We start from the raw sequence: 24,604 nt of genomic DNA, 5'->3' as shown, positions 1-24,604 counted from the left end.
ACATCGACCGTGTTTTTTAATTCAATTGACTATCAATGATGTAAATGATTATTATTACTACAAGAGTTTATTCGCTTAAAGAAGGTGTTGGACTAATATGACCTGGGTTTTGAATGTTTCAAACCACCTAACCGATAATGCAGAATCTATAGCTGAAGAAATTGTTGAAGGTGTTCTGCATAGTATGGAATTAGATATTCCACTGTGGGAAAAAGAGCAAGCAATAAAAATGTATATGGAATTTATAAATTTTTTAGGTGAATCACTTTTGGTCATGGATGAGGGAGTGCCACAGACACTCATTGAATGGAGTAATAAGAACGCAGCTGGACAGGTATCTCCCGAAGGGGCAATTTCAGAGATAATTGTTCGTTATCCGCCAACGAGGGACATTTTTACCGACATTATTACGAAAATCAGCTTAGAGTTTCAGCTTTCATTAAAAGATCATTCCTTCATTATTAAGAGGATAAACAATATGTTGGACATAAGCCTTAATGAAACCATTTTTGCTTTCGAACGCCTTTCCGACGAATATAAGGAGAAAACGCAAAGAGAACTGGATGAGCTTTCAGCACCCATTGTAATGATTAAAGATGGTATTGCGGTACTCCCATTGATTGGTATTATAGATTCATATAGGGCGAATTACATTATGGAAAAAGTCGTACCAAAAATTTCTGAACTACGGTTAAACTATGTGATTGTTGACTTCTCAGGCATATTGAAAATAGATACAGATATTGCACGTCATCTTCATCAAATAGGACAAATGCTTGATTTGCTAGGAATACAAACCCTTACAACAGGGCTACGCCCTGAATTAGCCAAAACCGTTGTAAAAAGCGGAATTAATATGTCGGAAATTACTTCTTTCGCAAACGTTAAGCAAGCATTAGAAAGCATTAAATAAAACTATTATACCAGCAATATATCTGCTGGATTTTTTTATACAATGGATCGGTTAAAACAATTATGTTGAGTTTCTTCTTAGTCTAACGGGGCAGGTCAGTTCAACAAGCGATTTCTTATTGTCGTGTTGTTACTGTTTAATGTCAGTGGAGGCTGTTGAACTTCTAAGATCCGAAGGTGTTAATGCATTTCGTTTAGAGGAAGGTGTACATGATTGGAAGAAATTACAGAATTATAAATGAGGTCTTAACAAATGTCCAGTAAAGCTTTTCAAAAGAACCAGAGTTATGTAGATTCTCAAGAAAAACAAAAGATGTTATACAAACGCACATTAATTATTGTAAGTATTTCACAAATTTTTGGCGGTGCTGGGTTAGCGGCTGGAATTACGGTGGGGGCACTTCTTGCACAACAAATGCTTGGCACAGATGCATTTGCTGGACTTCCTTCTGGTTTATTTACTTTAGGGTCTGCAGGGGCTGCTTTAATCGTAGGTAGACTTTCTCAACGTTACGGTCGTCGTACAGGTCTAACAGCTGGTTTCATGATAGGGGGACTTGGAGCGCTAGGGGTCATAATCGCAGCTATAATAAATAGCGTTTTCCTTTTATTTGCTTCCCTTCTTATTTATGGTGCAGGAACAGCGACAAATTTACAAGCTCGTTACGCTGGTACGGACTTGGCAAACAATAAACAACGCGCTACTGCTATTAGTATTACTATGGTGTTTACAACATTTGGTGCAGTTGCAGGTCCGAATTTAGTGAATGTAATGGGGGATTTTGCTCTTTCCATTGGCGTTCCATCACTAGCTGGTCCTTTCATTTTATCAGCAGCAGCATTTATCTTAGCAGGTCTTGTACTTTTCATTATGCTTCGCCCAGACCCATTAGTTGTAGCAAGAACAATGGAAGCGTCCAACCAGGAAAGTAATCGAATTGAGTATTCGATTGATACTGAACGAATAGAAAACAAAAGAGGTATTATGGTTGGTGCGACAATTATGGTTCTTACTCAAATTGTAATGGTGGCTATTATGACAATGACACCAGTTCATATGAGACATCATGGACATAACTTGGGTGAAATAGGTCTCGTTATTGGTTTTCATGTAGCTGCAATGTATCTTCCTTCACTGGTTACAGGTGTCCTTGTTGATAAGTTTGGCCGTACTGCCATGGCTATTGCCTCTGGAGCTACGCTGCTTCTGGCAGGTTTAATATCAGCGATTGCACCAGGCGATTCTATGATTCTCCTAGTTATTGCCCTTTGTTTACTTGGATTAGGATGGAATTTTGGTTTAATAAGCGGGACTGCTCTTATTGTTGATTCAACTGACACTTCAAACCGGGCTAAAACTCAAGGTACAGTGGATGTTTTAATAGCCTTATCAGGAGCTTCTGGCGGTGCCTTATCAGGAATGATTGTGGCCGGTTCAAGTTATACAACATTATCATTTATTGGAGGTTCATTATCTTTATTATTGATTCCAGTGGTAATCTGGTCTCGGGGAAGTAAAAAATAAAAAACTGATTTCTCTACGAAATCAGTTTTTTTGTTGATCTAACAAGTGCTATACTTCATTGCCAGGAGCTGATCTGCAGCTCCTTTTCTTATGCAACAAACGTGGCATAATCCTTCCTCATATAGCAACATTTGTGGTACCCCAACCACCGTGTAATACTTGCCCCCTTATTTTCTTCAGTATCGACTTCAATCGTTCAATTTTGGAATTCACCTTCACTGTATATCCGTATTGCATATAAACCCGTTTTTCAATTCATATAAAAGGCTTGAAAGCGATTCTAGTTGCTATGCTGCCGTGCTTATTTTCATATATTAGGACAAGTCACCATGCAATGAAGGACTCTCCTTCATAACATATAACAACTTGAAAAAATGGGTAATGACAGGTTGTTAAAAGGACCATTCGAGTTCCTTTTTTATTTATTATATTAAGTTCGGAAGCCATACTAGGAGTGATAACATGCATTTGGAAGCAAGATCATTAACGTTAGCCTATGGAGAAACAATAATTATTGACCAACTAAATTTACAAATTCCAAATGGGGAAATCACGGTTTTTATAGGTAGTAATGGTTGTGGTAAATCAACCTTGCTTCGTTCTTTAGCACGTCTATTACGCCCTAAGGAAGGTTCTGTTATTCTCGATGGGAAAGATATTGAAAAATGGCCGACAAAAGAAATTGCCAAACATTTGGCTATTCTTCCACAGGGACCAATTGCTCCGGAAGGACTTTCTGTCACTCAATTGGTAAAGCAAGGGAGATACCCTTATCATAATTGGCTGAAGCAATGGTCGGAAGAAGATGAAATTATAGTGAATAAAGCATTGGAAGCTACAGGAATGAAATCTTTAGCAGATCGTTCGGTTGACTCCCTATCCGGGGGACAACGACAAAGAGCCTGGATTGCCATGACACTTGCGCAAGAAACAGACATCATTCTTTTAGACGAGCCAACCACGTATTTAGACATGACCCATCAAATCGAAATACTTGATTTGCTGTTTGAATTAAACGAGAAAGAACAGCGTACTATCGTGATGGTTCTTCATGATTTAAATCTAGCCTGTCGATATGCTCAACATATTGTAGCGATTCATAACCGAAACGTTTTTGCTCAAGGAAAACCAGAAGATATTGTAAATGCCGATATGGTTCGTTCGGTTTTTCAAATAGAATGTGAGATTACTGTCGATCCATTGTTTGGGACCCCTTTATGCATTCCATATGGCAAAGGGAGAAAAGTAAGTGATGGGAAGTAATATGCTATTCATTATTGGGTATCTACTATTCTTGAAAAAATCGGGGGAATGAATTATGAAGAAATTACTCAGGGTGCTGTTGTTAGTAACATTTGCAACTATCTTGGCAGCTTGTAACCAATCACAAATGGATGGGACAACTCCTGATGGGCAAACATCCAATGAAAATGAACCAGTAACGATTAAGCATGTATTAGGAAACACGGAACTACACGCAAAACCGAAAAAAATTGTTGTTTTAGAATGGACATACGTAGAAGACTTGTTAGCTCTTGATATACAGCCTGTTGGTGTTACAGATATAGAAGGGTATAACAAATGGGTACAAATCGATGAAGAGCTATCAACTGATGTAACAGATGTGGGCACCAGACAAGAACCGAATCTTGAGGCTATCGCTCAGTTGGAACCGGATCTAATTATTACAACAAAGTTTCGTCATGAGGGAATTAAAAAAGAGTTGGAATCAATTGCCCCTACTATATTCTTTGAACCTTATCCACAAGATGAATCCATTAGCCAATACGATGAAATGGTAACAACCTTCAAAACAATTGCAAAAGCAGTTCAAAAGGAAGATCAAGCTGATATCATTTTAAATGAATTAAATGAAAAATATAAAGAAACAAAAGAGAAAATCCAAGCAGAAAAATTAAAAACAAATCAATTTGTGTTAACTCAGGCTTATAGCTCGAATCAAGTACCTGTTCTTCGGGTATTTACACCAAACTCAATGGCATCAGTTATTTTGGAGAAGGTAGGGTTACAAAACGCTTATCAAAATGAAAACTTTGAAGTATATGGTTTCTCTACAGTCAATGTGGAGGCACTTCCTGCCTTAGAAGAAGCCAACTTCATTTATGTCGTTCAAGATAATGATAATATATTTGAAAACCAATTAAAGGATAATGACGTTTGGAAAAACATAGCGTTCGTTAAAGAAGATCGTACGTATTCATTAGGGGAAGATACTTGGTTATTCGGGGGCCCGCTATCTGCAAAAGTACTCGTAGATCAAATTGAAAACGCATTGGTGGAAGAATAAAATGGCAAGTTCAATAAAAAAGAGTTCCCCTTGGCTTTTCATTGGGGGCCTCCTTCTATTGTTTGTACTAAGTATCTTACATTTATATCAAGGCCAAGCAGATTATACGATACGAACATTGATGACAGAGGTTTGGTATGAAGGAAACGTTCAGAATATAGTACTAGGGCTAAGGCTTCCCAGGGTCATTATCGGTATACTTTCCGGGGGAGCATTAGCAGTTGCTGGTGTACTTTTACAAACATTAACGAAGAACCCTCTTGCTTCCCCCAGCACTTTAGGAATTAATTCGGGAGCCTACTTGCTCACTGTTATCGCTATGGTCTTTTTTCCACAATATATAGGGGATTATCCCTTTGTAATTTCCTTTCTCGGTGCAGGGTTATCTGCTGTTCTGTTGATAGCTTTAGTAGGAAGAGTTATGGAGCCAGTTCGTGTCGCTCTTACAGGTATGATTGTTGCCTTACTTTTTTCTTCTATTACAGGAGCTGTACAGCTCCTTTTTGAAAATGAAACAAATGGATTGTTTTTATGGGGATCTGGAACTCTTATACAACTAGATTGGTCTGGTGTGAAATTTTCAATATTTTTCATTTTGATTGGCTTTATTATAGCTTTAGTTCTAGGAAAGTCACTTGATCTCCTATCCCTTGGGGATGACTTGGCCACCTCGTTAGGACAATCGGTAAACCGTGTAAAGGCATTTGCCTGGTTCACGGCTATTTTACTTTCTGCTGTGACCGTTAGTGTTGTCGGTCCCATCGGCTTTATCGGTTTAATGGCACCACATTTAGTTCGGTTAATGGGGATACAAGGGCACAAGTTGTTAATACTTCATTCTTTCTTATGGGGAGCCAACCTTCTTGTAGCTGCAGATGTATTAGCAATGTGGATTCAACCCGGACAAGAAATTCCGGTTGGGGCCATGACGGCTTTAATTGGTGCCCCTTGGTTAATGTATTTAGCCTATAAAACTGGAAAAAGACAAACAAGGGGAGAAAGCCGTCTCGGCAGTTCACTTCTCCCGATATCATATCGCTGGATCTTGTTTGGATTATTTGGATTGACCATTATGATTATATTAGTTTCAGTTTCATATGGAGCAGGAAGTTTTTTTACATTTCAAGACTGGCTTGATAAGTCATTTAACTCACCGTTTGTTATGCAATTCCGTATTCCGCGGATATTGACTGCTTTTCTAGTTGGGATGCTATTAGCGACAAGTGGATTATTCATACAAGCTGTATTAAGAAATCCTCTAGCTGATCCTTCAGTTTTAGGGATCACTTCTGGTGGTGGAGCTGGGGCATTAATTTTCCTAGTGTTATTTCCTGCTGTTTATATACAATTTCTTCCTATTGTAGCTATGGTTGGTTCAAGTATTTCAATCACTATCATTTTAATTCTGTCATGGAAAACTCAATGGCAGCCGATCCTACTTGCGTTAATGGGGGTAGCGGTTTCTGCATTTGGTTCAGCCATTATACAAATATTGATTGTTAAAGCGAATATTGGCGTAGCCCCTGCCCTAGCATGGCTAGCGGGAAGCACCTATGCCAAGGGCTGGGAAGAATTGAAACTTGCTGGCATTGTCGCTCTCATTACGATTCCTTTGAGCATTTTATTAATTAAAACATTTGATGTGATTTCCTTTGGAGATGAAGTTGCTGAGGGACTGGGAGTAAATATTATTATGACGAGGCTTTTAGCTATTATGTTAGGAGTTTGTATGGGGGCAGTCAGTGTATCTATTGTAGGAACAGTCGGGTTTATAGGTTTACTAGCACCTCATGCAGCTAGGAGAATGGTTGGATTTGAACATGGAAAGGTTATTCCAGTCAGTCTTTTTCTTGGAGGAATCCTTTTAACCTCGGCTGATCTTATAGGAAGAATTGTTTTAGCCCCTAAAGAAATTCCTTCTGGACTTGTCGTTGCACTAATAGGCACTCCATATCTCTTATATTTACTGAGAAAAATATAGAATACGCCTCCTTTTTCTCTTGAATTTTTCTTTAATAACTTCGGTATACCTTATATAAATTTAGGTGAAGACGTGTAAATTAAGGGGTGGAAAATACTTAAAGTAAATAGGGCTTTTAACATGAGAGTTGCTCTGGCAGCTCTTTTTTTTATGGAGAAAACTGGGTCAATAGCGTCTTTATTTTTGAAATTTTACATGCAATAATTTGTACATTCGTAAAAATAACAAAAAAGTAGACGAGGGGAAGTTTAATAGCCAAAGAGATTATTTTTCCGAAACTGCCTTTATCTTGTCTGATTCAAAAAATGATGGCGGCTATGTTGTTCGGATTTATACACCTGATGAAAGTTTCCTTTAAAGAAGGTTGCTGAGGCAGCCTTTTTCTTATTGAACGAACAGGTATACTTACCGATAATCCAATCCATTTAATTTGAAAATGAATGAAACAAAATGGGGACAGTCCCACCCAAAAGGAGGTCTTCCAAATGAGTAAAGAATCAATACTAATCGTAGAGGACGAAGAAAAAATCTTAAGATTGCTTGAATTGGAGCTTGAAATCGAAGGCTACCAAGTCGGAAAGGCAATGGACGGAAAGGAAGCCCTTGAAGCGTATCGATCACGAAAGTGGGATTTGATCTTATTGGATGTGATGCTTCCAGGCATAAGCGGGATTGAGCTGCTTCGGAAAATTCGTACGAAAAACAATTTCACCCCTGTCATCCTGTTAACTGCAAAGGGCTCGGTTGAAGATAAAGTTTCCGGTCTTGATCGCGGTGCGAATGACTACATCACTAAACCTTTCCAAATTGAGGAATTGCTTGCCCGAATTCGTGCGGTTTTAAGAATGGGGACTGCTGCACCTTCAATGGAAGATGAATACGATGGATGGCTGAATACTGCTGATTTAAAGGTGAATGTCAAAACACGTGAAGTCATTAGAGGTGAAAGCGAAATTGACCTAACGCCAAAGGAGTATGATTTACTTCTTTATTTACTGAAGAATAAGCGTCAAGTGCTAAACCGGGATCAAATTCTCGAAGCGGTTTGGGGGTATGATTTCTATGGAGAAACAAACGTGGTGGATGTGTATATCCGATATGTTCGCAAAAAGCTCGAATATGGCTTTGATACGCCGCTTATCCATACTGTAAGAGGCGTTGGCTACGTCCTGAAGGATGCAAAATGAGACTTCGCAAAAAAATAAATTTATATACAGCGGTGCTATTCATTTTCCTGCTCCTATTGATGAATGTTTCCATTTATTTTGTTTTCAGTAATCTGATGATGGTGAACGAACTTAATCGTGCGAAAGCGGAGACAGAGAAAATTGCCTTTGATGTTAGTGAAAATGTCAATAATATATCTCCAAGTGATTTACTTCGATCCTATCTGCCTATAGATGGCATGATTGGTATTGTAAAAGAGGGTCAACGAAAAGGCACAGCTGTTACATCCAATTCTGAAAAACAATTAAGCAATCGCAATAGCAGCTTTTATCCCGGTGAGAAGAGTGCGATCATCACTTATCATCAGAACAAGTATGTATTCGTTTCAAACCCGATCATTTGGGGGGATGGAAGTGTAGTTAATCTTCAAATCACCAAAAGCATTTCAGCAACCGAGGAAATGCTCGCTGTTCTGCGCATCGTATTAATCGCTGTAACCATCATTGCCATGATACCTGTTCTGATATCAAGCACTATTCTTAGTAACTTCATCGCCCGTCCGATTCGATCGATGATTGATACGATGAAGGAGATTCAAACAAGCGGCCAATTTAAGCGACTTAGCCTGGAAGAAAAGGCAAAAGATGAACTTGTGGAAATGGGGAAAACCTTTAATCACATGATTGATTTGCTGCAAGCTAACTTCGAAAAACAGGAGCAATTCGTATCAAATGCCTCACATGAATTAAAAACACCGCTAACTGTCATTGAAAGCTATGCAAGCCTTTTGAAAAGAAAGGGCTTGGAGCGTCCTGAGTTGTTTGATGAATCCATAGAGGCCATTCATTCTGAAGCCATTAGAATGAGAGAGATGACAGAGCAAATGCTCCTGCTAGCAAAGCATCAGGAAAAATGGAATATAGAGAAGGAAAACGTCAATCTGACCGATATCATGGCAGACTTAGCGAAAGTATATAAAAATGCGTACAATCGAACAGTGGAGATTTATAGTGGCGATGCAATTAAAGCACTTACGGACGTGCAAAAGTTAAAACAGCTATTGTTTATTTTTTTAGACAATGCAAGAAAGTATAGTGACGAGCAAATCTCAGTCTATATAGGACAAACTAGTAGAGAAGCATATATCCGCATCGAAGACAGAGGGGATGGAATTCCCCAGGCCGAATTGCCAAAAGTGTTCGATCGCTTCTATCGTGTAGATGAAGCAAGAAGCAGAAAGCAAGGCGGATCAGGTTTAGGGCTTTCCGTGGCAAAGGAAATTGCTGATGCAATTGATGTACGGATTGAAATGGATAGTCTTGAAGGCAGGGGAACGAACGTTACTCTTTTATTTAATTAAGCCAGAATGACGTTGGATGGGTGATATGATGAAGAATGGAAAAGTGCTGATAACAGCTGGATCAACTCTCGTTTTTGGTTTGCTATTATTCTTCGGATTTCAATGGTGGGCTCCATCGTTATCCGCGGAAAGCTTGACGGAAGAAGAAGTGAACCAGACAGCAAAGGATAAATATCCTGGAACCATTATAAAGACAACGAAAACTGAAAGTGAAGAATATCAGATTGAAATGCAGCTTGAAACCGGGGTATATCTTATTAGTATGGATGCGAAAAGCGGTGAAGTTCGTTCTATAAAAAAAGAAACCATAGGTCATGCAGCAGAAGAAACGGCAGAAAAAACACCCCAAAAGCAACTAACCCAAAATGAAATAAAGGCGCGTATTTCCTCACAAGGCGATCTGGAACAAATTGATTTTGTGCAGGAGAAAGACAACTCCCATTATAAAGCAGTGGTAAATAAGAACAATGAAAAAATCACATTAATTCTCGACCCATATACAGGAGCTATAATTGACTCGACAATGGTAGCAGATAGTATCATTACAGAAAACGAAGCAATCGCGATTGCCGAAAAACATGTAAAAGGAACAGGTGACGATACAGAATTTTATCAACCATCAGATCAGACACCTTATTATTTGGTCGAAGTTGAATTAGAGGACGATCGAGACGCAGTCGTCCAAGTGGACGGCTACACAAAAGAAGTAAAAACAATCACATGGGAAGATGATGAATTGGATGATAGAGATGGCCACGAATAATAATTGTATAAAACATAAAAAAGGGTGATGCATAGTTAACTATGCATCACCCTTTTTTTTAGTAAGAAAAATGCAAAAAAAAAGAGAAGGAACTGTAATAATTCTCACCATTTTCTAATCCTTCTATCATTTAACTCTAATTTAATATCTCTAACATGGAATAAAGCACCAAATGATAAAACAGAGCCAAATAAGACCGTTTATGAAAGGCATCTGGATTATTGTACATAGAACATATCCATCATATTTCAACACGAGAAAGGAGAATAAATAATGTCAGTCATTTCTAGCATTCTGGATTACAACCAGACGTTTGTCGAACAAAACAAATATAAAGAGTTTCAAACGACAAAGTATCCAGATAAAAAGATCGTCATCATAACATGCATGGACACCCGTCTGTTGGAATTGCTTCCAAAGGCGATGGGGTTAAGAAATGGAGATGCGAAAATCATTAAAAACGCTGGAGCTATTGTTTCTCATCCCTTTGGCAGCATTATGCGCAGTATCCTTGTCGCTGTTTATGAGCTAAAAGTGGAGGAAGTGTGTGTGATCGGACATCACGGATGCGGTATGGTGGGGCTTCAATCCACTTCACTTCTTGATGCTGCAAAGGAGAAGAAAGTCACTCAGGAGCAAATTGATATCCTAACAAACTCTGGTATTGATTTATCAAAGTGGCTGACGGGTTTTCAATGCGTTGAGGAGAGTGTAACGAATAGTGTCCGTTTGATCAAAAATCATCCATTATTACCGGATTCCATCGCCGTTCACGGTATGGTCATCCATCCCGAAACGGGTAAATTGGATCGAATCATAGATGGATATAGCAAGGGTGAAATACAAATTCAATAAAAGAAGGAGCGATAAAATGATGAGTTCTAGCAGGCTTGAAGGGTATAACTTAGGCCATTTTCAGAAAGACCTGGTTGCAGGGGTCGTAGTTGGGATAGTAGCAATTCCTTTAGCGATGGCTTTTGCCATTGCTTCCGGAGTAAGACCGGAATATGGACTGTACACATCAATTATTGCAGGAATCATGGTCTCCCTTTTTGGTGGATCGAAATATCAAATTGCAGGCCCGACTGGGGCCTTTGTCCCGGTCTTGTTAGGTGTGGTCATGCAGTACGGATATGAAAAACTGTTAATCGCCGGCTTCGTGGCAGGTATCATGATATTTCTTATGGGTGTCCTCAAACTGGGAAGATTCATCAAGTTTATTCCCCGTCCAGTTACGATCGGCTTTACTGCTGGAATTGCTGTGATTATCTTCTCTGGCCAGATTGCCAATTTCTTTGGACTCAGTAACTTAAAAAAAGAAGAGGCCTTTCTTTTAAATATGAAGGAAATCTTATTGAACTTCAATACAGTGAATATCTATAGTGTACTGGTAGCTATCATAAGTTTAACTCTCGTCATATTAACTCCAAAATATTTACCGAAAATCCCTGGAGCATTGCTGGGATTGATTGTATCAACTCTAGTCGCCAGCTTATTCTTTCCAGGTCAGGTAGCGACAATTGGATCGGCCTATGGCGCCATTCCTAATGCATTGCCCCAGTTTCAGTTTCCCCAGATCACTGGCGGTTTGGTGATTGAACTCCTTCCGGCTGCTTTGGTCATTGCCATGCTAGGAGGAATTGAATCACTATTATCCGCTGTGGTTGCAGACGGCATGACCAACAGTAAACATAACAGCAATAAAGAGCTGATGGGACAAGGATTGACCAATATGATTACGCCTTTATTTGGAGGCATTCCGGCTACAGGTGCCATCGCCCGTACCGCAACGAATATTAAAAACGGTGCTGTCTCCCCCATATCAGGCGTGATTCATGGGCTGGTGGTATTGCTCGTGTTAGTCAGTTTGGCTCCTTATGCTTCGGCCATTCCTTTGGCCAGCATGGCCCCCATTCTTATGTTTGTCGCCTGGAACATGAGCGAACGCAAAGAATTTTCGCATATCTTAAAAGCAAAAACCATGGACTCGGTCGTATTGATCGTTACCTTCGTGTTAACCGTATTGATTGACCTGACAACAGGTGTAGGGATCGGATTACTATTAGCCATCCTGTCGTTCGTTAAACTGATGAGCGGTACATTGAAATTATCAAAGGTATTACCAGATCCAGCTGATAAATTAGTTAAACCAGAAATGGTGCAACAAGGTTCAAGCTGCCCGCAGATTAACATTTATACGATAGAAGGACCTTTATTCTTTGGTTCAATCGAAAGGCTGCAAGAAGAAATCGAAGATATGATGCGTTCTAAACCAAAAGTCCTTCTATTAAGAATGAGCAATGTGTCATTCATTGATACTTCGGGAGAAGCACTTCTCACAGACATTGTGAAGCGATTCAAGTCCCACAAACTACAAGTGTTGATTTCCGGTATTCAACAGGAACCTAAAGAAATGCTCGAAAAAACCGGTTTTACTAAACTGGTTGGTGAAGAGCAGTTCTTTTCCAGTACGGGTGATGCCATTAATATGGCTTTATCCAAACTGGATGAGAATCGTTGTAAAGGGTGTAAACAGTTTTCATTTGCTGAATGTACCGCACTCTCACAGCAAGTTCAAAAGCCAGCGTTATTAAAACAGAAAAGAAAACGGGAGATAGGATTAACTTGACTCCTAAAGAAGAGAAAGGCATCCGCTTTTGGCAGATGCCTTTCTCTTAAACCTTTTTAATTAATTCACCATCACCAAGGGCGATTAATGTGATTTATGATTGCCTAAACGATATTTGCTTAAAAAAACTAAATAAGGATGCGAAAAGGCGTTGATGACCCGATGAAAAATTTAAGACAATAACTAAAATCGTCCAATTTGAAATAGTTAACACATTAGCGTTATTAGCTCAGTGATTAATCCAGACTATTCAATTGTATGCCACTATAAACATGATCCCAAATGGCCTCATCCCAAATTTGGTTAGGAACTTCTAAAACACAAACATTTTCCAGGTTCCATTCTAATTCAGAAATACTTGTAGCATCATCCGAGGGGACTAATATTAATACATTAAATTCTTTTTCTTTTAACATGTCCTGCATTTCTTGGTGAAACAAATAGGCTTGGTCATATTTTGTTGACCATCTTACAAATAGGATTGAATCACTATTGTTAATCGTTTCATTGAATCTTGCAATTCTTTTATCTAAATTTTCTTTGAAACAAGGATATGTTTCAAACCATTCTTTATCAGGCAGGATGGGGAAATCGTGAACTGAAGTAACTTTATAATGGTTATCTCTGACCAAATAGGTATTTACAGCATTTATATCCACGTCATCATCAAAATAAGTACCGGAACCATCTACTAAAGTCAAATTCCTCAATTCCATATATTCCTTGAACTGATTTTTAAATAGCCTGGCCACTTCTGCAAATGACTCAGTATAGACCCAGTCAAGAGGCAAAGAGAATCTTCTTAAACCAAGTCTTCTTAGGTTCAAAGTGGGAGTGCAAGCACTGCCACAAGGAATGATTACATCATAAGATTTCTTGATTTCGGTTAATTTCACTATTAATCCCCCTTTCTATATTATCAATACTATATTAGATGAAAATTTTCTTTTTTTTGATTGGACAAACCAAAAAAAGGCTTCAGAGCATTCAATGCCAACTTGATTATTTGTAGGTATTAAAATGGTTTTAAATATCTTTTTAGACAAAGCAAAACGCATGCCCAAGAATTAAGAGCATGCGTGAACTTTTATTCTTCTATGATATCCAACTCTTTCAGGGCATCCAGCGTAATCGTTTTGGCTTTGCTGCCGCTGCCGTCGATGTTCGTTGCGAAGGCCCATTTTCCTTTGTCCGTTTCGATGTAACCCACATACCAGCCCAATCCCATATCAGAAAGGCGTGTCCCGGTTTTTCCATGGAGGACATATGAGTCTGCTTCTTCATTGATCATGATTCTCTTAACGGTTCTCATATGCTGCTTATCGATAGGCAGTTTTTCTTCTACAAGGTCTTCGATGAATTGGACTTGTTCCCGGGCAGAAATCCTAATGCTGCTGTCGAGCCAAAACTGGTCGATCCCCCCGGAGATATCATGATTCCCATAATCTATCAGGTTCACATATTGCTGCATATCTTCCGCCCCGATATCGCGGGCCATTGCTTGATAATACCAGATCACTGAATGCCTCATGGCTGAAGCCAGCGTATGATCTCTGTTCCAATCCTCAAATTCCCTGATTACACCATCCCACCGCTTCACTTCATATTCATCGCTTACCGCCTTTGTCTGTAAGCCGATTAATGCATTCGCCACTTTAAATGTCGATTCTGGAGTGTAGCGTACCTTACTTCTCTGTTTATCATAGATAAACACTTTATCATTTTTTAAGTTTTGGAGAACCATTGTACCTTCCGCACCATCGAAAGACTCCCCGATATCCAGTTTTTTCACCTTTTGATCGTTTGCACTTGCATGAATCGTACTCATGGAACCAGTGACTAGCAGGACAAGAATGAAACATAACGCTTTGATTTTCATTACACACTCTCCTTCAAGGCTGGATTGATCGATCATCAGAATAATTTCCATAAAATAGGTTGATAGCTAAAGTATACCTATTCCTGATAAAAAACGAAACCTAATTCTTGGAATCTATCTAGATAGTATCGATCAAGGAGGAATTCAGCAGGTAGCTAATGAATATAAAAAGCAAACGATAGAAGGGGAGGAATCTATCATGGAGGTTAACCAAAGAAAAATAAATAGTATTGAAAAAGAAATTACATACACACATATTGAAAACGGAAATCCAGCAGTTTGTTTTATGTTTTCAGGTGCGGGGTACACGTATGAGAAGCCGTTATTCTATTATTCGACGATGATCATGCTTCAAAATCAGTATGATGTCGTACATATTCATTACGCTTACGACCAGGATATTTTCAAGCATCCATTGGTAGATATCACAAAAGTGATCGTTAATGATATCAATCCCGTCATTACGGAAGTACTTCAAAATCATGAATATAAAGGAACAGTATTTCTAGGCAAATCACTTGGCACCATACCCATCATCAATGGAATCATAAAAAGTGAGCGGTTTATGAATGCCAAAGTGATACTGCTCACTCCGCTATTGAAGTTCGATTCGGTTTTTGAAGGATTATTGAGCAGTAATCATTCAGCACATATAGTTATAGGAGAAAAAGATCATCATTATATTCCAGCTAAAATTCAAGCGATTGAAAATAAAACGAATATAAGCATGGATAAAATCCCACATGCAAATCATTCATTGGATATTGAACCTTTCGATACCTCAAGGACGATTATCATGCTAGAAGGTGTAATGAATAGAATGGAAGAGTTCTTAAAAAAATGACCCTTAATATAGGTTAGCGAACTAGCGGGTGCTTGGGTTGGTGGGGGAGGGAAATGTTATAATAAGTGTATTGTAGTTTGGATTGATGAAAGGAGAAATCATGGAAGGAACCAATACATTTCATTCAATTGATGAATACATTATACAATTTCCCGAAGAAGTTCAGGAGATATTAAAAACGTTAAGAAAAGTCATAAAGGACGCAGCACCGGATGCAGAAGAAAAGATAAGCTATCAAATGCCTACCTTTGTTTTATTTGGAAATCTGGTACATTTCGCTGCCTATAAAAAACATATAGGATTCTATCCAACTCCTAGCGCGATCTCTGCTTTTGAATCTGCTTTATCTGAATATAAATGTTCAAAAGGGGCCGTTCAGTTTCCACTAAACAAGCCAATTCCTTATGAATTAATAACCGAGATTGTTATATTTAGAGTGGAAGAGAATAAAAAGAAAGCAGAAGGGAAATTGAAAAAGAAAAAATAACAAAAACTATTATCGGAATTCACCAAATATTTAACTATTGATTGTGAGATTCAAGAACGAAAGGGAAAGGTGGAAATATTATGTTCAAAAAATTATTCGGTAAAAAAGAGAGTGTCGAACAACTGCTTGCTCCTATTAATGGACAAGTAATAAATATTGAGGATGTTCCAGATCCGGTGTTTTCCGGTAAAATGATGGGGGACGGAATAGCAATTCTTCCTGAGGAGGGGTTGGTCGTATCTCCAATCGATGCAGAAGTAATCCAGGTTTTTCATACTAGACATGCGCTAGGCCTACGCACAAAGCATGGCATAGAATTGTTGATTCATATTGGATTGGAAACAGTTAACCTTAATGGTGAGGGATTTGAAGTCCACGTTGCAGAAGGGCAAAATGTAAAAGCAGGAGACAAGCTAGTTACATTTGATATCGATTTTCTAAAATCAAAAGCTCCAAGCATCGTAACTCCGATCGTTATCACGAATGGCGAGCTAGTTGAAAAACTGGAAAAAACAAATAGTACCCAGGCAAAAATTAAAGAAACACAGATTATGAGTGTTTATTTGAAATAACAAGAAAAGGCCATTAGACTTCAGGTGCCTTCTAGTACATGAAAAGCAGTCCTTGCTGGCGAGTGCCGGCAAGGACTGTTTTAATATAGCTGCAAGACTTCAGCACAGTGCACTAATCCAATTGCACATGTCCTAAATCACTATTAAATGATTTAAGATCGTTAATTAACTGGTTAATATTTTGGCTTGGACCGCTATCATATAGAGCATTTCTAAATCTTAAGAACTTGGTTCCCTTTTCTATTAAATTATTCAATAGCACATTTTCAGGGAATCTTAGTGTGGATTTCTTAGGAATATCATTCCATTCTTTGTTAGCTAAACCATGGTACCATGTGAATAATATAGCAGGATTCTTTTCTTTTAGCCTGTGCATTTGCCAACCCATAGAGCGTTCAGAAAAGCCGAAGTTGCCAATATCGGTATTTAAACAATCATACATTGCCTGTAAAATTGAAAACCAAATACCATCAACCTCATCCCAATCATAAAAGCTCGAGAGAAATTGATTTTGATAAGATATAATGACTGTGCCGTATAAGGAAGTTCCTTTTGAAGTAAATAACTGTTGATTTCCCAGTTGGTTAGCGCTTGAGTGATGGATTGGGATAAAATCTTCGTTAGCAAATAAATGTTTATTAACAATGGCATCATAACTATTTTTTGATATATATGTTTGAATGGTAACCATTTATGAACCACCTATCCCATAGGGTAATGTTGTTTCCCATCTATTTTTTGAACTTGTGCTGCATTTGCAAAACGAGGATTTGCGCTACTTGCATAATAGGGCATGGCTATTGGAGGACGAAATGATTGGGATCAATCTTGGTAAAACAACTGAAATCAGAAAATTTTCCGGATACTTCATGTTTTAATACTAATTTTCATATGCATGCCTCCTTAAGAGTAATTAATTTTAGTAAAGCATGGAATTATATAATTTTTATTTCAAAAAAGAGAAGAAGTGTTTTAGTTATGAAACCATCCGGTATACGAATTTCAATTTTTATGCACGATCCAATGTTGAAGTAGCAAGGGGAGAGGGATATACTTCTTAAAAGTTTCTTAAGGTAAACTCCCAGGTTGTTTTAAAATTGAATCAGCCTGTTTAATATTTGAAATACTTTAAGTAGGTGAATTAGAATGTTCCCCGTGACTAAGGTTGTATCTGTTCAATGTGAATGCAATCACTGCTGCAAGCAGGATAATCGAAAAATGCAGCGAATAGTAGGTGAGTGAACAAATAAATCAAGTGAGGGTGATTGGATGGGAGTTCAAGCAGAAAAGATCTTTGTAAACTTGCCTGTTAAAGATTTGGATGCCTCAGTAGAATTTTTCACAAAGGTCGGCTTTGAGTTTAACGAGCAAATGACCAATGAAAATGCGACATGCATGGTTATCAGCGAGTCCATATATGTCATGTTATTGGTGGAAGACTACTTTAAAACGTTTACCAAGAAGGAGATCCCGGATTCTGCAGCGAGTACCGAAGCCATCGTCGCCCTTTCCGTTAAAAGTAAGGAAGAAGTCGATGAGATCGTGAATAGGGCACTGGATGTTGGCGGAAAGCCTTTTAACGAAGCCATTGATCATGGTTTCATGTATGGTTGGAGTTTTCTGGATATCGACGGACATTCTTGGGAAGTATTTTACATGGACGAAAGCGGATTTAACCAAAATTAAACCAAAAGCAAGGCACAATCCTTCACGAAGGACTGTGCCTTTTTTGAAGTTCAATGCCGTATCCGGGTCAACATGATCTTCCAAGTGCTAAAGTATAAAATAACCATTTATACTTATGATACAATATAAGGGATAATGTAAAGGCGGGTACAAAAAGTGACGACAATTTACGATATTGCGAAAAAAGCGAATGTATCAACGATGACTGTATCGAGAGTTATTAATAATAAAGGAAATATCAGTGAAAAGACAAGGGAAAAAGTTGAAGCGGTCATTAAAGAGTTGAACTATATACCGAATTCCGCAGCCCAAAGTTTGAATATTAAAAGAACGAAGCTGCTTTCATTAATCATAACCGATATCACCAACCCTTTTTTCACCCAAGTAGCGAGAGGGGCCGCAGATAAGGCCAATCAAATGGGATATCAGCTCATTTTATGCAATACCGATGAGGATTACGAAAAAGAGAGTGAATATATCGATGCATTGATTTCAAAACGGGTGGATGGCGTCATTATTGCCCCAACAGGCGATCAATCGACAAAAAATTTGAAGAAATTAATTAAAAACAGGATTCCATTTACATTGATAGATAGGCAAATTCAAGATGTTTCATGTGATCGGGTGCTTGGTGATAACTATGAAGGAACGAAAAAGCTTCTTCAGCATCTTATCGATTTTGGACACGAACGAATCGCGATGGTTCATGGTCCGCTAACGATTTCCACTTCGAAAGAGCGTTATCAGGCGTATATTGAAACGCTGAAAATAAATGATTTGAACATCGATCAGTCTTTCGTAATAGAGACTCATTACAAACAGGAAAAGCAATGGAACGGTATTGACGGATTGATGAATGTTCCGCCCTCTGAGCGTCCAACAGCAATTTTTGCCGCCAATAATTTCATTGCCATCAAAATTATAAAAAGTTTACGAGAAAAACAGATTAAAGTACCTGAAGACATTTCTGTCGTTTGCTTTGACGACTTAGAATTATTCTCGGATTTCGATCCCTTTTTAACCGTATCTTCACAGCCCGCTTACGACTTCGGATATTTAGGAACACAATTAGTGATCGAGCGAGTGGATGAAGTCGGTCCTGCCGACTATCGGACGATCAATTTAAAGCCGGAATTGGTAATCAGGAAATCATCTGGAGCTCCTATAAAATAATAGGAGTTTTTTTTTGGCCAAAGAATAAGTGGCCTCTCCAGTGGCATGTCGCTCATAACAATACTTGGCTAATATCCTTCCACACATAAACCAATAGATTCAATTCAGCACCAGCCATTTTGATTTTTTCGGTTTTAAGCAATTCAGCACCAAATGCCTCATAGAAGAATCGAGATTTATTGTCTTCAAGCACCTCAACGAATATTGTCTTAAATCCCAGTGCCTCGAATTTTAAAAATAACTCTTTGATGAGTTTCTTACCTATCCCCATTCTTTGAAAATTTTCGAGGATATATATAGCAGTTAAATCACCGGAATTCTCAACTTGATTCGTATCCCTTTTCCCGCCATCTATAAATCCAACTATTTTTCCTTTGTTATTTTCTGCGACATAAACATAATTACCATCTCTATTAATATTCTTTATCCATATGTCTTTCCTTTTCTCATAAGACAGATTATCTAAAAAATCACTCGGCATTATTTCTTTATAAGTAGTTCGCCAGCAATCCACATGGACTATTGCAATACCTTCCGCATCTGCAACCGATGCCTGTCTTATTAGCATATTAGTTCCTCCTTTTTTAAGTTTGCTATATCCCCTATATTTTACTAATATTATCCATTTTGCAACTGATCGGCCTGATATATTCCAAGAGTATCCACAGTTTGATTTCTAATAATTAACTTTGTGTGTTACTATTTCCTATAGTTTGTTTAATGTGGAAGAAGGTATGAGATGATGCGGAATTTCCCTAGTAAAGTATTTTATTTATTAATCTTCTTGGTTACCTTGGGGGTTGTGCTAGTTTTTTATAATGACGAAGAACCGACTGAGAAATTAACTGAGGATGAATTTTTTACAACTTTAGAGGATGGGAAAGTGACATTTTTAAAGGTGGAGTCACAAAATAGTGTTTATGAAATTAGAGGTCGGCTGGTAGGGTATGAAAAGGATCAATACTTTATCGCGTCTGTAACAAATAGTGAAATATCGCTAGACAGAATGAATAACGCCATAAGGGAACATGATATAGGAACAATTGAGTTTATCCCAGACACAGAGACAAGCGGATGGGTCACCCTTTTAACAACGACCATTCCGTTCATGATCATTTTCATCCTGATTTTTGTTAGTTTTCTATTTCTATTTGTCATGAAAAGAATGAAACATTCTAAATGATTAAAAACTCGCCGTTCCAATTGGGAATGGCGAGTTTTCTTATTAACAAGAGTTGAAAATGGTAATTCCGTTTTAGATAGTTTAAAAGATTTCGTTTAATTTATTGACAATTTAAAATATTGCTGTTATTTTAATGTTACCGGTAACATAAAGATAACAAGAGGAGGTCAGCCTGATGATTGATGCACATCAGCATTTTTGGAGAATTGACCGAGGTGATTACTCTTGGCTTACAAATGATATGGGAGTCCTTTATCAGGATTATCTTCCCGACGATTTATCGCCCTTAATACATAAGAATGATATTTCGGGGACCGTCCTTGTGCAAGCGGCTCCAACCTATGAAGAGACTTTATTTCTATTATCCTTGTATGACCGCTATGACTGGATATATGGTGTGGTGGGCTGGCTTGACTTATCTGCTCCATCATTCCCGGAGCAATTGGATTCTTTAATGACAAGACCGGGAATTGTTGGTTTACGTCCCATGTTGCAGGATCTGGAAGACAGTGCTTGGATTTTACAGGAACAAGTTGTGGAAAATTTGAAACAGCTAATTCGATATGATCTTCCGGTGGATTTGTTGATTAATCATAAACATATTTCATCTGTTTTAACATTGATGAAAACGCTTCCTAACCTAAAGGCCATCATCGACCATATGGCTAAACCGAATATATCAGCAGGGGAATTAAACAAATGGCAAGAAGAAATGAATACTTTGTCACAGTTTCCGAACATTTGGTGCAAACTGTCGGGTTTATTGACCCAAGCAGATCCTGCAATGTGGAAGGCGGAAGACTTTAAGCCATACATACAACATATTGTTCGGGCATTCGGGCCGGACCGTTTACTTTTCGGCAGCGATTGGCCTGTATGTTTATCAGCTGGAGGCTATGAAGACGCAGTGAGGGTCATTAAAGGGAATTTACCGGAAACTTTAACACAAGCTGAAGTGGATGGGATATTTTCTGGAAATGCTGAAGCCTTTTACAAACTAAAAGAAAGGGGAGAGCGAAATGGGCCAGTTAGCTTATGAACAGGACGTTACAAGCATCGTCATGTCTGATCAGGATAATGTAGCGACTTCATTGAAAGATGTAAAAGAAGGGGAAATATTACTCTATGTCATCAATGGACAAAAAATGGAAGTGGAAGCAAAGCGTTCGATTCCTTTTGGGCATAAAATCGCAATCAAACCGATTCAGCGATCGGCGACGGTCATCAAATATGGAGAAGTAATCGGTGCAGCCACGATGGATATCGAGCCTGGTGAACATGTCCACATACATAATATTGAGGGAATCAGAGGAAGAGGAGATAAGGCGGAAGGGGACCAAACACAATGAGCAGGATAAAAGGGTATCGCCGTTCAAATGGCAAATTTGGAATCCGTAATCATCTATTGATCATCCCTACCGTCATTTGCGCCAATCATGTGGCCAACAGAATCCAGCAAGCTGTACCGCAATCAGTGGCCATTCCGCATCAGCATGGGTGCAGCCAGATTGGTGATGACAAAGAACGTACCCATAAACTTCTTGGCGGAATGGGGAAAAACCCGAACGTTGGTGCGGTTCTGTTGATCAGCTTGGGCTGTGAGGTGATTGATGCCAAAGTATTGAAACGGGAAATCGAAGAAGAAACGGGAAAACCGGTGGAGTGGCTTGATATCCAAGATGCAGGCGGGACGATAAACGCGATTAAGAAGGGGACTGAAGTGGCGAAGGGTTTATTTCTGGAACTCGAAAAAGTGCCGCAAGTGGATGCCCCCATTTCAGAATTGATAGTTGGTGTGAAATGCGGCAGTTCTGATGCTACATCCGGTCTGTGCAGCAATCCCGCTTTAGGGAAAACCGCTGATCAGCTACTGAAACAGGGCGGTACGATCGTAATGGGTGAAACCACGGAAATCATTGGAGCTGAACATATTGTTGCCCAAAAAGCAGTGAGCGAAGAAGTGGCCAATAAACTATATGCATATGTTGATAGATTCGAAAAAGAAGTGGAACGCATCGGGGCAGATATGCGTGGCGGGAACCCAAGCCCGGGCAATATTGAGGGAGGGCTCTCGACCATCGAGGAAAAATCGCTTGGCTGCATTAGTAAAGCAGGTACGGCCCCCTTGAACGATGTCTTATCATTTGCGGAAGAGATCCCGGGTAATGGCTATTACTTCATGGATTCCCCGGGGAATGATATCGAGTGTGTTTCAGGCATGGCGGCCGCCGGTGTACATATGGTCTGCTTTACGACAGGAAGAGGGACACCGACAGGAAACCCGATTATCCCGGTCATCAAAATAACGGGAAATGAACATACGGCAATCAAGATGATCGATAACATCGATATTGATACAAGCCCAGTCATGAAAGGGAAAGAAACGACGGAGGATGCAGGAAATCGCATTTTTGAAACGATTGCTAAAACAGCCCAAGGTGAACTGACAAAGGCGGAAATTCTTGGACATCAGGAATTTAGCATCAGCCGGATCAGCATCAGCCTTTAGAAACAGATAGGAAAAGGGAGGAGAATTCATATGGGTAAATTGAATAATCGAACAGCACTTGTCACAGGAGGCAGCCGGGGAATCGGTGCAGCGATTGTCATGAGATTGGCTGAAGAGGGTGCTAATGTGGCGATCAACTATACATCGCCAGGTTCATTTGAAAAAGCGAATGCTTTAAAAGAAAAAGTAGAATCCCAGTTTCATATCAAAGCGATCGTCGTGAAAGCGAACGTTGGGGTGAAGGAAGATGTCGATGTCATGATCAATGAAGTGGAAAAAGAGTTGGGAACGGTGGATATTCTAGTGAATAATGCTGGTATTGCACCGTTTGAGCCTTTTTTGAGCCTTTCGGAAGAGACATGGGATGATACGTATCGAACCAATGTGAAATCAATCTTTTTGACGACGCAAAGAGTGGCGAAGCGAATGATTGAAAATAAATATGGCAAGATCATCAATATTACATCAACGGCTAGCGTCCTTGTCACGAGTCCGGTCATTCCCCACTATATTTCATCGAAAGCAGCCGCCTCGCATTTAACGAAGGCATTGGCGATTGAGCTAGGCAAATACAATATCAATGTGAATGCTGTCGGCCCAAGCACCGTTGCGACGGATATGTGTGAGGAATATTTAGAGGATCCGCAAATTCTCGCAAAAGAGATTGAAGCCAATCCGATGAAGAGACTTGGGACCGAAAAACAAATTGGCGACTCCGTCGTATTTTTGGCTTCCGATGAAGCCATGCAAATTAACGGGCATCTGTTAATGGTGGATGGCGGTTTAACGGTGAAAGCGGCGCAGCCTGAAGATCATATGAATCATGAGCAGGAGGTAACGTTATGAGACTGCAAAATAAAATCGCTGTCATCACTGGCGGTGGAAGCGGGATCGGGAAGGAATCAGCCCGTTTATTTGCTAGTGAAGGCGCATTTGTCATCATTACCGATATTCATGCTGAAAACGGGCAGGGCACCGTTTCTGAAATAGAGGAGGCTGGCGGGAAAGCGGCATTTTATGAGGTGGATGTAACGGATCCGGAAGCGGTTCAATCCGCAATCTCCCAGATAATCGAAACCTATAAGAAAATAGACATATTATTCAACAATGCCGGAATCTCAAACGTAGGCAGGGTGGACGAAGTGGAACCGGATGTGTGGGACCGCATCATGAGCGTAAATGTGAAGGGGGTTTATCTGCCTTCTAAATACACGATTCCTTATATGATGGAACAAAAAAGCGGGGTCGTTATCAATATGTCATCATGTGCAGCGGAAATGGGTCTCGTGAAACGAGCCGCATACTCTGCAACGAAAGGAGCCGTACTGGCTTTAACGAAAGCGATGCAAGTGGATTATGCACCTTATAATATTCGGGTGAACGCTTTATTGCCGGGTACGATCTTGACACCGTTCGTCGAAAATTACTTGAAAACTTCATATGACGATCCTGAGGTTGCCATCGGCACGATCAAGAAAAGACAATTGAGCGGCGATTTGGGCAGACCTAGTGATGTAGCAAAAGCGGCACTGTTCCTAGCTTCGGATGAGTCTGCGTTCATGATGGGATCGCCTTTATATATCGATGGTGGGGTTGTTTTTGGGAAAAATGCATAAAAGGGGGAAG

General features: G+C 39.3%; 25 protein-coding genes. 21 read left to right on the top strand and 4 right to left on the bottom strand.

Annotated features, from left to right (window positions below):
• Positions 1-97: 97 nt before the first annotated feature.
• From ACIROD_RS08890 to ACIROD_RS08845, 10 genes are all read left to right on the top strand, one after another.
• Complete coding sequence (locus ACIROD_RS08890) at positions 98-913, top strand: STAS domain-containing protein (protein WP_402939706.1); 816 nt, start codon at positions 98-100, stop codon at positions 911-913.
• A gap of 252 nt (positions 914-1,165) precedes the next feature.
• Positions 1,166-2,437: an MFS transporter gene (locus tag ACIROD_RS08885; RefSeq protein WP_402939703.1), complete on the top strand. Its 1,272-nt coding sequence runs from the start codon at positions 1,166-1,168 to the stop codon at positions 2,435-2,437.
• 462 nt (positions 2,438-2,899) lie between these two features.
• A complete protein-coding gene (locus tag ACIROD_RS08880) occupies positions 2,900-3,700 on the top strand; it encodes an ABC transporter ATP-binding protein (protein WP_402939700.1) in 801 nt (266 codons plus the stop codon).
• Positions 3,701-3,755: 55 nt separating this feature from the next.
• On the top strand, positions 3,756-4,745 hold the full coding sequence (locus ACIROD_RS08875) for an ABC transporter substrate-binding protein (protein WP_402939697.1): 990 nt from the start codon (positions 3,756-3,758) through the stop codon (positions 4,743-4,745).
• A gap of 1 nt (position 4,746) precedes the next feature.
• Positions 4,747-6,726 (top strand): Fe(3+)-hydroxamate ABC transporter permease FhuB, encoded by a 1,980-nt coding sequence (gene fhuB, locus ACIROD_RS08870; RefSeq protein ID WP_402939694.1) that lies wholly within the window; start codon positions 4,747-4,749, stop codon positions 6,724-6,726.
• Positions 6,727-7,211: 485 nt separating this feature from the next.
• Positions 7,212-7,913, top strand: a complete 702-nt coding sequence (locus tag ACIROD_RS08865) for a response regulator transcription factor (RefSeq protein WP_402939691.1) — start codon at positions 7,212-7,214, stop codon at positions 7,911-7,913.
• Positions 7,910-9,253, top strand: coding sequence for a sensor histidine kinase (locus ACIROD_RS08860; RefSeq protein WP_402939688.1), 1,344 nt, complete (start codon positions 7,910-7,912; stop codon positions 9,251-9,253). Before ACIROD_RS08865 ends, ACIROD_RS08860 begins: the two co-directional genes overlap by 4 nt.
• Before the next feature lie 28 nt (positions 9,254-9,281).
• A complete protein-coding gene (locus tag ACIROD_RS08855; protein WP_402939685.1) occupies positions 9,282-10,016 on the top strand; it encodes a PepSY domain-containing protein in 735 nt (244 codons plus the stop codon).
• A 273-nt stretch (positions 10,017-10,289) separates the two neighbouring features.
• Complete coding sequence (locus ACIROD_RS08850; RefSeq protein ID WP_402939683.1) at positions 10,290-10,871, top strand: beta-class carbonic anhydrase; 582 nt, start codon at positions 10,290-10,292, stop codon at positions 10,869-10,871.
• A gap of 16 nt (positions 10,872-10,887) precedes the next feature.
• A complete protein-coding gene (locus ACIROD_RS08845; protein WP_402939681.1) occupies positions 10,888-12,645 on the top strand; it encodes a SulP family inorganic anion transporter in 1,758 nt (585 codons plus the stop codon).
• A 236-nt stretch (positions 12,646-12,881) separates the two neighbouring features.
• Here ACIROD_RS08845 and ACIROD_RS08840 read toward each other — a convergent pair whose 3' ends face one another.
• On the bottom strand, positions 12,882-13,541 hold the full coding sequence (locus tag ACIROD_RS08840; protein ID WP_402939678.1) for a DUF1796 family putative cysteine peptidase: 660 nt from the start codon (positions 13,539-13,541) through the stop codon (positions 12,882-12,884).
• A gap of 191 nt (positions 13,542-13,732) precedes the next feature.
• Positions 13,733-14,524 carry a class D beta-lactamase gene (gene blaOXA, locus ACIROD_RS08835; protein ID WP_260358581.1) on the bottom strand — a complete coding sequence of 264 codons (792 nt, stop codon included), beginning with the start codon at positions 14,522-14,524 and terminating at the stop codon, positions 13,733-13,735.
• A gap of 199 nt (positions 14,525-14,723) precedes the next feature.
• Here blaOXA and ACIROD_RS08830 point away from each other — a divergent pair, with 199 nt between their 5' ends.
• The 3 genes from ACIROD_RS08830 (at position 14,724) to ACIROD_RS08820 (ending at position 16,427) form a co-directional block, all read left to right on the top strand.
• Complete coding sequence (locus tag ACIROD_RS08830; protein ID WP_402939674.1) at positions 14,724-15,368, top strand: alpha/beta hydrolase; 645 nt, start codon at positions 14,724-14,726, stop codon at positions 15,366-15,368.
• Positions 15,369-15,468: 100 nt separating this feature from the next.
• Positions 15,469-15,855: an iron chaperone gene (locus tag ACIROD_RS08825; RefSeq protein WP_402939671.1), complete on the top strand. Its 387-nt coding sequence runs from the start codon at positions 15,469-15,471 to the stop codon at positions 15,853-15,855.
• Between the two features lie 80 nt (positions 15,856-15,935).
• The gene (locus ACIROD_RS08820; protein WP_230178124.1) at positions 15,936-16,427 is read left to right on the top strand and encodes a PTS sugar transporter subunit IIA; all 492 of its coding nucleotides are present in this window, start codon (positions 15,936-15,938) and stop codon (positions 16,425-16,427) included.
• Positions 16,428-16,539: 112 nt separating this feature from the next.
• On the opposite strand, the gene ACIROD_RS08815 is transcribed toward ACIROD_RS08820, so the two are convergent.
• Positions 16,540-17,118, bottom strand: a complete 579-nt coding sequence (locus ACIROD_RS08815) for a hypothetical protein (protein WP_260358579.1) — start codon at positions 17,116-17,118, stop codon at positions 16,540-16,542.
• 578 nt (positions 17,119-17,696) lie between these two features.
• Between ACIROD_RS08815 and ACIROD_RS08810 the strand changes: the two genes are divergently transcribed.
• Both ACIROD_RS08810 and ACIROD_RS08805 read left to right on the top strand, forming a co-directional pair.
• Entirely contained in the window at positions 17,697-18,113 is a 417-nt protein-coding gene (locus ACIROD_RS08810) for a VOC family protein (protein ID WP_101223282.1), read from the top strand.
• Between the two features lie 156 nt (positions 18,114-18,269).
• Positions 18,270-19,286, top strand: coding sequence for a LacI family DNA-binding transcriptional regulator (locus tag ACIROD_RS08805; protein WP_260358577.1), 1,017 nt, complete (start codon positions 18,270-18,272; stop codon positions 19,284-19,286).
• Between the two features lie 52 nt (positions 19,287-19,338).
• Here the strand turns inward: ACIROD_RS08805 and ACIROD_RS08800 are convergent, their stop codons facing one another.
• Positions 19,339-19,854, bottom strand: a complete 516-nt coding sequence (locus tag ACIROD_RS08800) for a GNAT family N-acetyltransferase (RefSeq protein WP_402939665.1) — start codon at positions 19,852-19,854, stop codon at positions 19,339-19,341.
• Positions 19,855-20,025: 171 nt separating this feature from the next.
• Here ACIROD_RS08800 and ACIROD_RS08795 point away from each other — a divergent pair, with 171 nt between their 5' ends.
• The 6 genes from ACIROD_RS08795 (at position 20,026) to ACIROD_RS08770 (ending at position 24,594) form a co-directional block, all read left to right on the top strand.
• Positions 20,026-20,469: an ATP-dependent metallopeptidase FtsH/Yme1/Tma family protein gene (locus tag ACIROD_RS08795; protein WP_402939662.1), complete on the top strand. Its 444-nt coding sequence runs from the start codon at positions 20,026-20,028 to the stop codon at positions 20,467-20,469.
• 175 nt (positions 20,470-20,644) lie between these two features.
• Entirely contained in the window at positions 20,645-21,508 is an 864-nt protein-coding gene (locus ACIROD_RS08790; RefSeq protein ID WP_402939659.1) for an amidohydrolase family protein, read from the top strand.
• Positions 21,489-21,818, top strand: a complete 330-nt coding sequence (locus ACIROD_RS08785) for a UxaA family hydrolase (protein ID WP_402939656.1) — start codon at positions 21,489-21,491, stop codon at positions 21,816-21,818. The genes ACIROD_RS08790 and ACIROD_RS08785 overlap by 20 nt, the downstream gene beginning before the upstream one ends.
• A complete protein-coding gene (locus tag ACIROD_RS08780) occupies positions 21,815-22,978 on the top strand; it encodes a UxaA family hydrolase (RefSeq protein WP_402939653.1) in 1,164 nt (387 codons plus the stop codon). The genes ACIROD_RS08785 and ACIROD_RS08780 overlap by 4 nt, the downstream gene beginning before the upstream one ends.
• Before the next feature lie 30 nt (positions 22,979-23,008).
• Positions 23,009-23,824, top strand: coding sequence for an SDR family NAD(P)-dependent oxidoreductase (locus ACIROD_RS08775; protein ID WP_402939650.1), 816 nt, complete (start codon positions 23,009-23,011; stop codon positions 23,822-23,824).
• Positions 23,821-24,594, top strand: a complete 774-nt coding sequence (locus tag ACIROD_RS08770; RefSeq protein WP_260358570.1) for an SDR family NAD(P)-dependent oxidoreductase — start codon at positions 23,821-23,823, stop codon at positions 24,592-24,594. Before ACIROD_RS08775 ends, ACIROD_RS08770 begins: the two co-directional genes overlap by 4 nt.
• The last annotated feature ends 10 nt before the right edge of the window (positions 24,595-24,604 follow it).

Origin of the sequence: Peribacillus sp. NPDC101481 (genome assembly GCF_044767165.1) — a bacterium.
Lineage (GTDB): Bacteria > Bacillota > Bacilli > Bacillales > DSM-1321 > Peribacillus.
This window is presented reverse-complemented; position numbering and strand designations above follow the sequence as displayed.